We start from the raw sequence: 13917 nt of genomic DNA on the forward strand, positions 1-13917 counted from the left end.
GTGGCTGTGACTCCGTTAATTGCCGGTCAGGCCACATCCCCCCAGGTCGAGGGCACCACCTTGCCGGATGAGCAGGTTGGTGTCAGGCGTCGGCCCAACTCTTGATGCAGGCAGTGCCTTAGCACTGTTTTAGATGCGGATGCAACTACTCTCGTTCAGTCATTACTCCCGTTCAGCTAGGGAGAAATTACAGCCGTCGTCACGGACATAATCGAGCACGGTTTCCATCATCTTGGCGCGCGTGAAATCGGCGCAGCTTAGGTCGGCATGACTGAGGTTGGCTCCGGTAAGGTCGGTGCGCAGCATCTTATCGACCCCCAGCATCAGCGGTCCCAATTTGGCGGCGGTCAGGTTGCAATGTTGCATCCGCGTCCGCATCAGCCGCGCCCCACGCAGGTCGGCATGGCTTAAGTCGCAGCGGCGCAGGTCGGCACCGGAAAGGTTCGCCCCCTGAAGCTGGGCACCGGTCATATCCAGACCGTAAAACACCGCCCCTTGCGCATCGACGGCGGTCAGGTTGCGCTTTTTCATATCAGCGACTGCACGGAAGTCGAGTCCGGCAAAGCGGGTGGTGGAGCCTTGCGCGCCACTGGTTACGCACCATAATTCGTGCTCGCTGATCAGGGCATCCAGCGGTTCATTATCGATATAGACCGCAACCGGGGTAGTCAAAACACCACTTAAGTCGGCCTCGGAGATATTGTATCCGGCGGTATTGGCGCCTGACATGACGGCGTTTCTCAAGGACGCGCCGGTTAGATCTGCCGCCGACAGATTAGCCCCGGACAGATTAGCGCCGTCGAGCGATGCCTTACGCAGCTTGGCATGGGACAATACCGCCCCTGACAAATTGGCATCGCGGAAATCAGTAGAAACCGCCAGCGCCCCATTCATGCGCGCGCCGGTCAGATCAGCACCGCTTAAGATAGCATAGTCAAGTTCACCGGGGCGCACCTGATGCTTCATCAGGCGCAGGCCTGCCTTATCATCCTTGAACGCAATCTGACCTTCGCGCAGATCGCAGCGGATCAGGCTGGCCCCGGTCAGATTGGCCCCGCGCAAACAGGCCCCACGCAGGTCGGAGCGGTCCAGATTGGCAAAGCGCAGATCGGCATTGCGCAGGTCAGCCCCATACAGATTGGCGCGCATAAAATTCACATCGCGCAGCACGGCGTCATAAAGACAGGCCCCGGTCAGAATGGCATCGGACAGGTCAACCCCTTCGAGGTTCATGCCGGTCAGGTCGATATAGCTGAGGTTAGCCACCTGACCACCGGCCTGACAGGCTTTATAGCGCTGGTGCAGATCCAGCGTATGGCGAAGCGCCGCCGCATCAAGGGTTTGCAGGGTAACGGCCGAGGGCATGGAGGCCTTCTTAGAGAGGTGAGCGGCTGGCCATGACCTAAGTGATCACAGCTTCCGTACCAGATATAGGCACTAAGAAAAAATCTTCTCAAGCGAAACTTTACGCCACAGGGAAACTTACGCCTAACGGCAGGTCTTGCAACGGCCCTTGGCCTCGACCGTGATGTGTTTGACCTCAAAGCCCAGATGCTGGGCCTGATGTTCAATATCGGCCAGGCTTAAGGTCGCGATCTCCTCGCTCTGGCCGCAGCAATCGCACAACAGAAAGGCCGCCGTGTGCGTGTGGTGGTGATCGACATTGGCGGGTGTGGCGCAGGCCACAAAGGCATTGAGGCTCTCGATCCGGTGTATAAGGCCCATCTGCTCAAGGAAGCTTAAGGCGCGGTATACGGTCGGCGGCTTGGCGGCACCTTCCGGGTGAAAGCGGTCGATGACATCATAGGCCTTCATCGGCCCGTTATTGCCCAGGATCAGCTCATAGGTGCGCAGGCGCGGTGCGGTCAGGCGCTCACCGGAGGCCACGCACAAGGCTTCGGCGGCTTTCAGGCGGGCATCGACATTGATGGTGGTGGTGTCGTGGCTATGGTCGTGGTCGCAGGCGTGCTGAGTCATAATCGTAATGTAGTCATTCTAAGGGAGTCGCGCAATTGTGCAGATGCAGCATGAATCTTGACGGTACGGCTTGACAGTGGTTATGTTATTAAATAACACGGACGTTAATGTTATTTAGTAACGGGGCATTATCATGACCGGATCGTCTTTCAAAATCGCTTTAGGCGCAGGTATTTCACTTATTGCCCTATCGGGCATGGCCCAAGCCCAATCACAGGTTCAGGCACAAAGTGCCGATGAGCCTATTAAAGAAGTTGTCGTGACGGGCTCGGCCTATGCGGTCTCCAAAGACGCCCTCATGTCCAATGTCGATGTGCTGAAACAGGCGCAGATCGATGAAATGCCCGCGCGGGGCTTAGGCGACATGCTGTCTGATCTGCCGGGCGTGCGCTCCTCCGGTTTTGCGCCAGGGGCGTCGCGGCCGATCATTCGCGGGCTGGATGGCTTTCGCGTGCTGGTGCTCAATAACGGCATGGGGCAGGTCGATGCCTCAGCCGTGTCGCCGGACCATGCCTCGGCGACCGATCCTCTGGAAGCGCAGCGCATCGAGGTTCTGCGTGGGCCGTCGGCCCTGACCTATGGCGGCAATGCCATCGGCGGCATCGTCAACATCATCGATGACCGTATTGCCGGGGCACCGGCCAAGGATGGCTTGGATGGCCGTGTCACGGCGCAGGCGTCGTCAGTGGATGAGGGCTATCAGGGCGCGTTCAACCTCAAGGCCGGTAACGGGCCGTGGGTGCTGACGCTGGATGGCCTTAAGCGCAAGACTGAGGACTATAAAACCCCGGTCGGGCCGGAATCGCGCCGTCTGACCGACTCTGAGGGTGAAGAACCCGATACCGGTGACACGCAAGTCAACTCGGCTACCGATCTGGAATCTTACGGCGCGGGTCTGAGCTATGTCGGCGATTTCGGCTTTATCGGTTTCAGCGCCAAACAGACCAATTCTTTGTACGGCGTCCCCGGCCACAGCCATGAACACGAAGAGGGCGAACCGGAAGACGAACACGAGGAAGAAGGCCCCGTTCGCATCGACCTGAAACAAACCCGCTATGATTTCCGCTCACACCTGAATATCGACTCCGGCCCGTTCAACAGCCTGCAATTTGCGGCGGGATATACCGACTATGAGCATACCGAACTGGAAGGCGATGAGATCGGCACCCGCTTCCTGTCGGACGGTAAGGAGTTCCGCGCCAATCTGGTCCGGCAGGGCATGGGCGAAGTGTCCGGCGTCATCGGCATCAACGGCCTGACCCGCGATTTTGAAGCCATTGGCGCTGAGGCCTTTGTCCCGTCCAGCACCACCAAAGAACTGGGCGTGTTCTCTCAGGGCCGCCTCGATAAGGGCAACTGGGGCGTCGAAGGGGGCTTACGTCTCGATCAGAAAAAGATCAGCTCCGCGGGCTTTAATCGTGATTTCACCAACACCTCGGCGTCACTGGGCGCGTTCTATAAACCCTCCGATCACAGCTTCTTTGGCGCCAGCCTGACGCGGTCGGAACGCGCGCCGTCCGATGTCGAACTGCTGGCCAATGGCCCTCATGCGGGTACAGGCTCTTATGAAATCGGCAATGCTGATTTCGATACCGAAGTGGGGTATAGCCTTGAACTGACCGGTCATTGGTTGATGGATGAACATTCCGACTTCACCTTTGATGCCCATGTCTATACCTCAAAGTTCGATAACTTCATCGACCTGCGCCCGACGGGTGCCGAACAGGACGAACTGCCGGTTTATCAGTATGTGCAGACCGATGCCGATTTTTACGGTCTTGAGCTGGAAGGTGGCATCAATCTGTGGGCGCACGGCGATAAGACCGTCCGCTTTGATGCGACCTATGATTATGTGCATGGCGACAGCGATCTGGGGCCGGTGGCGCGCATCCCGCCCTATAGCGTGACGGGCAAGGTCTCTTACACCGATCCGCGTTGGACGGCCCACGTTGAGGCCCGCTACGCCGGTGAGCAGGATCGTCTGACGGCACAGGAACTGCCGACCGATGCCTATACGCTGGTTAATCTGTTTGCCGCCTATAAGGTGGCGCGCTTTGAGGGCGTGTCTGTGTTTGCCGAAGTGCGCAATGTCCTTGACGAAGAGGCGCGCGAACATGCGTCGTTCAATAAGGATATCCTGGTTCAGCCGGGCCGTAATCTGCGCGCAGGGTTGAGCTACCGGTTCTAATCATCTTCCTTCTCCCCTGTTTACGGGGGAGGAGAAGACAGGGCCTCTGTGATTGGCAGGTGCCTTTTGGGGTTTTCGCGCCACGGCACTCAACTTGGCTGTTACCCGGCTTGCCCACAGCCGTGCCATGCGCTAGAAGCGATTTCCTACTGTTTTTACCTTAAGCCCAGATAAAGAGCCACTATGGAACAAACTCCATTAGCAGATGCCCAACTGACCGGAAGCGTCCTGTTTTACAAAACCCCTGAGCCCCTGAGCCCTGAGCTTCATGCCAACCTCGGCATCAGCGCCTCAACGACCCCCCACGCGTTCGTAGCCGAAACCAATGTCGTGCCGCTGACCGTGGCCGAATTTCCGGCCGCCGCTCTGAGCTATCCGATCGTCTTCATCGGCGAAAGCCGCATGCCGGTCGCCGCTATGGGCCTGACCCAAGGCCAGAACGTGTTCGTGTCCGACGCGGGCGTGTTCCGTTCGGACGCATATCTGCCGGCGTTTGCCCGCCGTTACCCGTTCGTGTTCGCCAATGACGAAGGTCAGGAGCGCATGATCCTGTGCGTTGACACCGGCGCCTCCATGGTCACCACCAACAATCCCGACGTACCGTTCTTTGAGAACGGGGCCGCGTCACCGTTCGTTGAAAACGCCATGAAGTTCTGCACGGACTTTGAAACTGAGCGCCGTCGCACGGAATCCTTCGTCAACCTGCTGAAGGACTATGACCTGCTGTCGCCGCGCGAAACCGTTTACCGTCCGCAAAATCCGGATGGCACACCGGGTGAGCCGCAAAAGATCGCTGAATATTTCGGCGTCGATGAAGAAAAGCTCAATGCGCTGCCCGCTGATAAGCTGGTGGCCCTGCGCGACAACGGCGCCCTGACGCACATCTATGCGCACCTGATCTCGCTGCTGGCTTGGGACAAGCTGATTGCCCTGACCATCGAGCGCGGTAATACCCCGGCCAACCTGAACTCTTAACGGGTTTGGTTATGCTATAAGAAAAGCCTCCGAAGGTAACTTCGGAGGCTTTTTTGTGTCTGGGGGGATAAGCGCGTCTAAACGCCCTTACCCGTCAGGCGCTCCAGCGCTTTTTTGGCATCACGCTCGGCCAGGGTAAAGCTGCCCGCAACGCCGGTGGCCGCAGCCACGCCGCCGCCGGTAGGCCATATTTTCCACTCGGTATTTTTCGGGCCGCGCGGGTAAAACTTGATTTCGTAGGTTTGGGATTCTGTTTGCATGGTGCCGCAGTATCAGTAATTCCCGTAAAATTCAAATCCCGATGCATTAAATCGCCCCCTTGCCAAGTGTTGTCAAACGCGTCACCATTGCTCAAAAATAATCATATTTGATCTCAGGAGGACCGCATGGGCAATTCAGGCATCAACCGCCGCCAGATGACGCGCGCTTTGGGCTTAGGCGCAGGGCTGGCCACAATGAGCGCATTACCCGCCCATGCTGCCACCAAACGCCCGTGGCCGTTCCTGATCGGTGCGGACGTGTCATGGATACCGCAGGACGAAGCCGAAGGGGCCACATATTTCGTAGACGGCGTCCAAAAAGACCCGCTGGAGATCCTGAAATCTGCCGGGTTTAACGCCATCAAGCTGCGGCTGTTTGTGAACCCTGAAAACGGCTATTCCAAGCGTTACCCGGATAAAAAATGGTACGGGATTGAGCAAACCATCGCCTTTGCCCAGCGCATTAAGGCCGCCGGAATGCACTATTCCCTGACCTTTCACTACAGCGACACCTGGGCCGATCCTGAGCATCAGAACATCCCCGCCGCCTGGGCAAAACTGGACACCACCGGCCTGATCGACGCCGTCTATCGCCACACCCACGACAGCCTGACCGCGATGACCGCCGCCGGGGTTACGCCCGACCTGATCCTGATCGGCAATGAGACCACCTTTGGCACGCTGTGGCCATTTGGGCGGGTGCCGCTGACCATACCGACCGGCAATCCCATCACTGACAGCAACCACATGAAGGTCGAAGGCGCAGGCGGGTTTGATGTGTTCGCGCAGTTCCTCAAGGCCGGTCTGGCGGCCTGTGCTGATGCCACGCCAACTGCCAAAACCGCCGTCCATAATCATCTGGGCCGCCACTGGCCGATCGTGCAAAACTGGATGGATAATCTCATTCAGCGCGGCGTACGCTTTGATGCCACGGGATTTTCCTGCTACCAGCAAGCGGCCGAAGGCGACTGGGAACGCACCTTTGCAGAGTACGCCAAACGCTATCCTGACCACGGGTTTTTCGTAGCGGAGTACTCAAGCCGCAAACGCTATGTCAATGACATCGTCCATGCGCACCCCAATGGCTGGGGCGCCTATATCTGGGAGCCGACCCGCCATCAGGAGGCCGTGTTCGACAAAGGCGGCCATAACGCTGGCGAAGGCCCGCGCCCGAACCTGATCTCACAGGGCCTCAATGCTGCCGAAGCGCCGGGGTCAACGCCGTCAGCGCCCGCCACCGTGCCACAGCGTCCGCGCAGCCACGGCGGCCGCTATGACGCCAACAACCTGCTCGACATTTATCGCCAGATGTCTAAGGATTATGGGGCGGCGTAGAGCCCTATCCACCACAGTGTTTGAAACCTGCGGCTTCAAACACCTCCCCCAATATTATAGGGCGCTAACGCTGCGCGGCTTTAGCGTGGTTGGGGGATTAATGATAACTTATACTCCCCCGGTGTACCGGGGGAGGTGGCGCGCCGCAGGCGTGACGGAGGGGGGCAAAATGATTGAAAGTATCTCCGAGCGATTAATTGACCAAAGACATCGTAACCGCATAATTGAAGAAGTACATTCTTTGACTTTAGGCATAGGCTCATGGGGTGCTGCCGAATATTTCAATGCGTTCTATGACCATATGAACGATGACGAACCTTGGCAAAACTCGGCTATGACCGAAGAAGAGTGGTGTCGTCTGAATGAATTATGCCAACTCATGAATAAGGCATGTGACTCGACGCCGGGTGATCTTACAGATCAGGAGTTGATAGACAGTGGCTGGCCTGATCGGATCAAACCCGACGCGCAAAAAGTCTTAGACGTGTTTCTGAAACGTGGCCGCTTCAGTGAAGAGTTCGAACAAGAAGCTCCTTCGTATGAGGCTGGACAAACTTGGCTTAGTCTCTGCTGGAAATTATAAATAGACCTAAAAACCGCTCCACATTTTCCCCCAAGCACGTACACTTAATCCACGGTCACCCATCCGTATAACCGGCGGGCGGCGCGGGGTTTGCAATTCCCAGCGTGAGGCTTGGCACGGCGTCCCCTTATGAGACGTAATCCGTGTCCTGACGGCCTGCGGGGATATCGATGTTTGAATTTGGTCGCGAACTAAGACGTATTTTCGGCAATCAGGGCCGTTTTGAATCGGACTCCAGTTTGTACGAGTTATTAAACCTTGAACTGCTGATCTCTCAGGGCCGCAGCCTTGATATTGAGGCTGGCCGCGTCTCGACCAGGAATCGCTTTGATCCCCACATCGAATCTGCCGTCATCTGGCGCGAATATGCTCGCAGAACCGGCGATCCTCTGGCGATGCGCAAAGCTGCTGCCGCCGCTGAATCCGCCGGCAAAGACGCCAAGACCATCGCCCAGGCTGTACAGGCCGTTCTGGAGCAGGCCCTGACCTGCCTGACCGGGGCCGACCTGTTTGAAACCGCAGAGCTTTTGACCTCCGCCGAAGGCCTGCTGGCCGAAGGGCGCGTCGCGGTGGCGGGCATCAGCCCGGCCGATCCGGTGCTGAATGCGCGCCTGTCGCTGGTCGAAGGGATGCTGGGGGCGCGTCTGGCCCTGCGCGAAGGGGTGGGCGAACTGGACGCCGCCCTAAACGCCATGGCCCACATCGATCGCGCCGTGGAAAAGTTCGACAAACAGGTCCGCCTGACCAAGACCAACCGCGACAAGATCTGGGCCGCACAGGCGCGTCTGGAGCGGGCCGACCTTTTGATGGCGGTCGGTATCGACCGTCAGGATTCCAGCTTGTTGGGTGCGGTCATCAAGGACCTTGAGGCCGTGCGCGCCCGCCTTGATCCGGCCTATGAGCCCGTCACCTTTGCCGCCATCGTCACCCGTCTGGCCGAAGCCCACATCCATCAGGGCCAGATCGAAGGCAATGCCGAAGCCGTATCGATTGGCATTGCCCTGCTCAGTGCCGAAGACGAATTGATGGTCTATGAACACAGCCCGCTCGATTGGGTGTGCCATAAGATGGCCCTGTCGCGGGGCTTGGAAGTGCTGGCGACCCTGACCGGCGCCGACTACATTTTTGACAAGGCGCTGGCCGTCTATGATCTGGCGCTCAAGCGACCTTTGCAAAAGGGCTTAGGGATTCGGGCGCGGCTGATGAGCTTGCGGGCTTCGTGTCTGGCGCAGCGTGCCGAAGCCACCGGCGACCTTAAGGCGCTGGATGACGCCGAACGGGCGTTTAAGGAGCAGCTTCAGGCTACCCGCCCGCTCGAAGATCCCATCGACTGGGCGATCCTTCAGACCAATCTGGGCAAGCTTTATGTGACGCGCGGCGACATCACCGGATTTATGCTGGAGCGCGCGCAGGCCGCCTACGCCCTTGATGCGGCCAAGGAAATTTTTATCGAACACGGCCTACACAGCCTCGCCGCCACGGCTGAGGCCCATCTGGTGCGCCTGCGTGGGATTTAAATATCGCGCGTGACAAACGATCAAATCAAGGGAACACTGCGGTAATAAAAAGCAGGAAACCTTTGAGGGGATAGCGATGCAGCGCAGGGCGATTTTAGCAGGCATGGCGGCGGCGATTATGGTGCCAAAAGCTGTGTGGGCAGACACGCAGTTTAAGGTGCTGGTGATCGGTATGCCCAGCAAATACCACTACGAATATGTCCCGGTCGCGCGCGAAAGCCTGGAGCGCATGGCGAAACTCCATGCCTTTGAGATGGTCTGGAGCCACAATGCTTACGGGTTAGATCAGGACCTTAAGCCCTATGCGGCCATCATGCTGCTCAACACCCCGACCGAGGATTTATCCGCCGATCATCGTGCGAAGTTCGAGGCCTATTTGCGCGCCGGTGGCCATGTGATGATCGTCCACCGCGCCGCCATTGCCCTGCCGGCCGGGAGCTGGCCGTGGTATGAAAAACTGGTCGGGCGCACCGTTGGCGTTCATCCCATGCTGCAAACCGGCGTGGTGACGGTGGTCGACAAAAGCTTTCCCGCGACCTTTGGATTGCCGCAGCGCTGGATCTGGAGCGATGAGTTCTACACCACCACCAACCCGCATAATGTGAAGATTACGCCGGTGCTGAACGTCGATGAGACCAGTTATGATCCGACCAAAATCTGGCCCGGTCAGGTCGTCAAAGGCATGGGTAAGGACCACCCGATCGCCTGGTATCACAGCTATGAAGGTGCGCGCGTGTTTGTGACGACGCTGGGTCATAATGTCGAAATGTACCGCGACCCGCAGTATCTCAGCCACCTGCTGGGCGGCCTCTACTGGACCGCTACGGGACTTGGGCGGGGGTAGTTAAGGGTTCTTATCTTTACTTGCTTATCTAAGTAATTTTAAAACCAAGCGCCTTAAATATTGGAAAATCTCGCGCCCAAGTGACACCGACAGAGTTGCAAACATCCGGCACTTTCCTATTTCCTTTTTGTGCCGAAGGTTTAGGCGTCTCTTTAGTAATTACAGTGTAACCTTTGGAAAGAGCATATGCGATTAAAAACGGGTCTTTACCCATTTTCTCATAATCAGCATCTGTGAGATATGTACCATAGCCTTGGTCGAAAACCTGTTGCAACGCGTTTAAGTCTACGCTCTCAACCAATTCGAGAGCCTCGCGGACATGTTTTTGTTTTGCCCAAGCGCCCAATTCATTAGTGCTGGTGGTGACTTCACCATATATTTCGTGTGGTATTTTTTATGACCTTCACGCCCTGTCGCTATAAGCCAATCCCAAAACTGTGGTACGGTATCAAGAGGATAGTAATTATCATGCGCAGTCATAAGCACGTTTGCATCTAGCAAATATATCAAGCGCGTCTCCTATCGAAGAGACTGCTTTCGTAGTGGCGAATAAGAGGTTCAACACTGCCCACATTGACGCCGAGAACTTTTGCAGCGCGGGAAGGGCTAATCAGATTATCATATAGATTTCTCTGGATTAGTGAGATTAAAGCATTGCCCAGTTTACTTTGTTTGATTGTGTAAAAACTAGGCCCACCCTCAGTATTACGATTGCGCTCACGCTGCTCCGCCCTGTTACTTGCCCAACGATCACGATAAAGCTTAAAAAGCTCCTTGGCTGTAGCGTCTTCTATCCATGATTTACGCCAATATCTGTAAGCAACCATAGGCTCGCTCACAGCCCAAAGTTCAGCTATGCCGGAGATTATATTTTTTAGAGCGGCAACGTCGTTACGCGCATTAACCGGGGGGGCGGATAGTGCATGTTCAGGCAGAAGAAAACGACTGGCCACATCATCACAAAAACGCTCTATAATTTCAGTGCGTCCTGATAGGCTATTTAGTGAGGTCTCAGCGCTAATACCCGTTTGCCCCATGCAGAGGTGAGCGAGTTCGTGAAGCAGACTAAAAGGTCGAGCCGCTTTTGCATCTTGGTCATTTATAACGATAAATGGGGCTGTATCGTTAGAAATTACGAACCCACGGAATACACTAACGCTTATTGCACTGTGATGTGATCCTAGGTCTCCAGCAAGAACCACAAATATCCCTTTCACCTCACAAGAGGCTCGTAGGGATTTAAATAGTTGGTCGGGGCCACCTTTTCGTAGAGAACGGTCAAGATGATCAAAGCCAAGATATTCTGATATCTTAGAGACAAAATAATCAACACCTTGCTCTATTTTACAGGAACCAACAAGGCTAATTTTTTGTTGCTCTTCTTCATAATCAAGGACGTCTTTTACCAGTTCTTGGCGCGCGCGTATGTCGCGCAGTAGTGCGTTCAGATTTGCATTTTCCCGATATGAAAGCGTGCTTATAGGGCCTCGAAAATCTTCACCTTTAAGCGAAATTTGTGGAGGTTGTTTCAGATAAAATGTAACAAGAGGCCGGCGATATACTTCAGCGAATTTTTCAAGTTGAACACGAGTTGGGGCTGCAAAGCCACTCTCAATTTGAATGAGCTTGTCTTCGGCGGAGTTTTTGACCGAGCTCTGAAATCCAATGCGCTTAGCAGCCTCAGCCAGTTCAAGGCCCGCTTGCTCTCTCGCCCATACAAAGATTTCAGGATTTAGGCCGTCAATTCGAGTCATATTATTTGCCACCTGTAAAGGTGAAGTTAGTGGTAAAAGGAGATGGTTACCATCCTATTAGCGCATAAAAATGGCATGAGCACATTCTACATAAATTTAATTCCTCTTACAGCGCCCATAGCCACGCCCGTCAAAACCCCGTAACCTCACGTGCAAACACACAGGAGAGGCCGGAATGACCGATGAAGCCACACCGCCGTTCAAGCGCGAAGTGCTCCAGCTTTTTGACCAGTATGTGCATGGCGTTATCAGCCGTCGGGGTTTTTTAGAAAGTGCGGCGAAATATACCGCAGGGGCTGCCGGTGCGGTGGCGACCTTGACCGCCCTGGCGCCCAACTTTGCCCGCGCCCAAACCGCCGCCGATGATAGCCGCCTGATCACCACCCGCGTCGATATCGCTTCGCCCGATGGCAATGGCACTATCAAGGCCTATCTGGTCAAACCCGCTGCGGTAAAAACCAAGCTGCCCGTCGTGGTGGTCGTCCATGAAAACCGCGGGCTTAATCCGCATATCGAAGACATTGCGCGCCGGGTCGCCCTTGATGGCTATATCGCTCTGGCGCCCGACGCCCTGACGACGCTGGGCGGCTATCCCGGCAATGAAGATGACGCCCGCGCCCTGTTCCAGAAACTGGATCAGCCCAAAACCCGCAACGACTTTGTGGCCGCCGCTGACTATGCCCGCAACCTTTCGGGCAGTACCGGCCATGTCGGCGTGGTCGGGTTCTGCTACGGCGGGGCAATTGCCAATCTTTTGGCCACACGCATCCCCACGCTCAAGGCCGCCGTGCCGTTTTACGGATCACCCGCGCCGCTTAGCGATGTGCCCAATATCAAGGCCGAACTGCTGGTGCACATGGGCGGCAACGACACACGCGTCAATGCCTCATGGCCGGACTACGAAGCCGCGCTCAAAGCCGCCGGGGTGCGCTACGCGGCCTATACCTATGAAAACGCCGAACATGGCTTCAACAACGACACCACCCCGCGCTTTAAGCCCGATGCCGCTAAGCTGGCATGGGAGCGGACCATGGCTTTGTTTGCGCGGACGCTGAAGACTGCCTAGCGTCTCCGGTCGTCATCGCGCATCTGACGGATAGCGTCGAGGCGTAGATGTTCCGGTAGCGGGCTGGTAGGGTTCGGATCATCGTCAGGTGTAACCACACTCAGGTTGCTCATCATGATGTCGGTGCCTTCGGGTGTCCGCACCAGGCCCTCCAGATGGCGCGTTTTCAAGGTCGCGTAGATAAAGGTGAGGGCGAGCAGGGCCGTCACCATCAACGGCAGCAGCATGCGGGGCAGGCCATCTGTGGCGGTCAGTGTAGATAAGGTCGTCGCACTGAGGATCAGCGCAACACCGCCCGCCTGAATACCGTGGCCGATGGCATCGCGTCTCAGCCAGAAACGGATGAAGTGCGCCTTATAGATCGCCTTTGCGGTCAGTCCCGCATAGCCAATCGGGATAAACTCGCTGACGGTATCGAGGTAGATATCCTCGACCCGGCGGCGGTGGTTGATGTATTCAGCCATTTCAGCCCAGCGCTTACGCCGCAGCGGCCAGTGGGCGGGCGTCTGTTCTGCCCAGCTATCGTCGCGGGCGTGCTCGCACTCGTCGATGCAGGCCTTATAAAGCTTTTCCATATCAGCTTTGCGGGCCTTAAGAAACGCGTCCATCTTAAGGTGCAGTTCGCGGATGATGCCAGTGGCCGTATTTTTAAGTTCGGTTTGCTGCCGCAGGGCCTCCTTATAGGTGGTGTGAATCATCAGGCCGGTAAAGGTGCCGATAAAGATCAGAACCCCCGCCATGGCCACCAGCGGCAGCCATAGATGGGCGGGCTTCCACAGGTGGCTGCACAGATTGACCAGACCGACGGCGATGACGCTGAGAACCGCGCTGATCAGCCAGAGGCCATGGATTCTGGCCTTGGCCTGCCGCAGCCCCGCCGTCTTACGCCTCAGATAGACCTGGTAGTTTTTGGCCGTTGCCAGCCCCCAGCCTAAGATGCGGTTATGGGCGATCCGGTCGCCGAACGGGTCCATTGGCGCGGCGTTCGGCGGATGATCGTCATTGCGGGCAGGCTCAGGGCCGCGGTCGTACCCCAGATTGCACCCCAGCGCCTTCAGTCGCTGCATCCTCAGTTTATAGGGCGACATCAGGGTAATGATCTCGTCAAGGCTGCGGCCATCCATTTTGAGGCCCGCAAATCTGACTTCCGGCTGGCGGGAGGGCGTAAGGTGCGACGCCTCAAACGCCGCCCAGTCCTCGCCTTCGATCCAGTGGCGCAGGGCGGCGATATCGGCTGTTGTGAAGATAAGGTCTTTGAGATGATAAAAGCCGTTCACCGCGACGATGTGCGGATTATCGTCACGCGCAAAGCGGTGCGCCGTGGTGACGAGGCCGCTGCCTACGGCCGTGATATATCTGGTGCGGATCTGGGGATGTCCAGCCATTTGCTTTCCTCCGACTCCGGTCTGATGACCGAA

General features: G+C 56.7%; 14 protein-coding genes and 1 riboswitch. Of the genes, 7 read left to right on the top strand and 7 right to left on the bottom strand.

Annotated features, from left to right (window positions below; all coding sequences use genetic code 11):
• Positions 1 to 5: 5 nt before the first annotated feature.
• Positions 6 to 113: riboswitch (SAM-I-IV-variant riboswitch) on the bottom strand.
• 49 nt (positions 114 to 162) lie between these two features.
• Entirely contained in the window at positions 163 to 1365 is a 1203-nt protein-coding gene (locus tag IE102_RS17255) for a pentapeptide repeat-containing protein (RefSeq protein ID WP_189489087.1), read from the bottom strand.
• Positions 1366 to 1488: 123 nt separating this feature from the next.
• Entirely contained in the window at positions 1489 to 1977 is a 489-nt protein-coding gene (locus IE102_RS17260; RefSeq protein ID WP_189489088.1) for a transcriptional repressor, read from the bottom strand.
• 133 nt (positions 1978 to 2110) lie between these two features.
• Between IE102_RS17260 and IE102_RS17265 the strand changes: the two genes are divergently transcribed.
• Together IE102_RS17265 and IE102_RS17270 are read left to right on the top strand one after the other, a co-directional pair.
• Positions 2111 to 4165 carry a TonB-dependent receptor gene (locus IE102_RS17265; protein ID WP_189489089.1) on the top strand — a complete coding sequence of 685 codons (2055 nt, stop codon included), beginning with the start codon at positions 2111 to 2113 and terminating at the stop codon, positions 4163 to 4165.
• A 183-nt stretch (positions 4166 to 4348) separates the two neighbouring features.
• Entirely contained in the window at positions 4349 to 5140 is a 792-nt protein-coding gene (locus tag IE102_RS17270) for a SapC family protein (protein WP_189489091.1), read from the top strand.
• Between the two features lie 77 nt (positions 5141 to 5217).
• Here IE102_RS17270 and IE102_RS17275 read toward each other — a convergent pair whose 3' ends face one another.
• The gene (locus IE102_RS17275) at positions 5218 to 5400 is read right to left on the bottom strand and encodes a hypothetical protein (protein WP_189489093.1); all 183 of its coding nucleotides are present in this window, start codon (positions 5398 to 5400) and stop codon (positions 5218 to 5220) included.
• Positions 5401 to 5526: 126 nt separating this feature from the next.
• Here IE102_RS17275 and IE102_RS17280 point away from each other — a divergent pair, with 126 nt between their 5' ends.
• The 4 genes from IE102_RS17280 to IE102_RS17295 all read left to right on the top strand — a co-directional run bounded on the left by IE102_RS17280 (position 5527) and on the right by IE102_RS17295 (position 9679).
• Positions 5527 to 6735: a glycosyl hydrolase 53 family protein gene (locus IE102_RS17280; RefSeq protein WP_229807854.1), complete on the top strand. Its 1209-nt coding sequence runs from the start codon at positions 5527 to 5529 to the stop codon at positions 6733 to 6735.
• Between the two features lie 169 nt (positions 6736 to 6904).
• Complete coding sequence (locus IE102_RS17285) at positions 6905 to 7318, top strand: hypothetical protein (RefSeq protein WP_189489095.1); 414 nt, start codon at positions 6905 to 6907, stop codon at positions 7316 to 7318.
• A gap of 170 nt (positions 7319 to 7488) precedes the next feature.
• On the top strand, positions 7489 to 8835 hold the full coding sequence (locus IE102_RS17290) for a hypothetical protein (protein ID WP_189489097.1): 1347 nt from the start codon (positions 7489 to 7491) through the stop codon (positions 8833 to 8835).
• Positions 8836 to 8911: 76 nt separating this feature from the next.
• Complete coding sequence (locus tag IE102_RS17295) at positions 8912 to 9679, top strand: ThuA domain-containing protein (RefSeq protein WP_189489099.1); 768 nt, start codon at positions 8912 to 8914, stop codon at positions 9677 to 9679.
• A 28-nt stretch (positions 9680 to 9707) separates the two neighbouring features.
• On the opposite strand, the gene IE102_RS17300 is transcribed toward IE102_RS17295, so the two are convergent.
• Genes IE102_RS17300 through IE102_RS17305 form a run of 3 tightly spaced genes read right to left on the bottom strand, consistent with a single transcriptional unit; the run spans position 9708 to position 11433 of the window.
• On the bottom strand, positions 9708 to 10070 hold the full coding sequence (locus IE102_RS17300) for a DUF4411 family protein (RefSeq protein WP_308429946.1): 363 nt from the start codon (positions 10068 to 10070) through the stop codon (positions 9708 to 9710).
• Complete coding sequence (locus IE102_RS18125; protein WP_373295620.1) at positions 9965 to 10189, bottom strand: DUF4411 family protein; 225 nt, start codon at positions 10187 to 10189, stop codon at positions 9965 to 9967. Before IE102_RS18125 ends, IE102_RS17300 begins: the two co-directional genes overlap by 106 nt.
• Positions 10186 to 11433: an ImmA/IrrE family metallo-endopeptidase gene (locus IE102_RS17305; protein WP_189489101.1), complete on the bottom strand. Its 1248-nt coding sequence runs from the start codon at positions 11431 to 11433 to the stop codon at positions 10186 to 10188. The genes IE102_RS18125 and IE102_RS17305 overlap by 4 nt, the downstream gene beginning before the upstream one ends.
• A gap of 175 nt (positions 11434 to 11608) precedes the next feature.
• Between IE102_RS17305 and IE102_RS17310 the strand changes: the two genes are divergently transcribed.
• Positions 11609 to 12499 (top strand): dienelactone hydrolase family protein, encoded by an 891-nt coding sequence (locus tag IE102_RS17310; protein ID WP_189489103.1) that lies wholly within the window; start codon positions 11609 to 11611, stop codon positions 12497 to 12499.
• On the opposite strand, the gene IE102_RS17315 is transcribed toward IE102_RS17310, so the two are convergent.
• On the bottom strand, positions 12496 to 13884 hold the full coding sequence (locus IE102_RS17315) for a hypothetical protein (protein ID WP_189489105.1): 1389 nt from the start codon (positions 13882 to 13884) through the stop codon (positions 12496 to 12498). The two genes, IE102_RS17310 and IE102_RS17315, sit on opposite strands and share 4 nt — an antisense overlap.
• Between the last annotated feature and the right edge of the window lie 33 nt (positions 13885 to 13917).

This window comes from Asticcacaulis endophyticus, assembly GCF_014652575.1.
In the GTDB taxonomy this organism is placed as follows: Bacteria; Pseudomonadota; Alphaproteobacteria; order Caulobacterales; family Caulobacteraceae; genus Asticcacaulis; species Asticcacaulis endophyticus.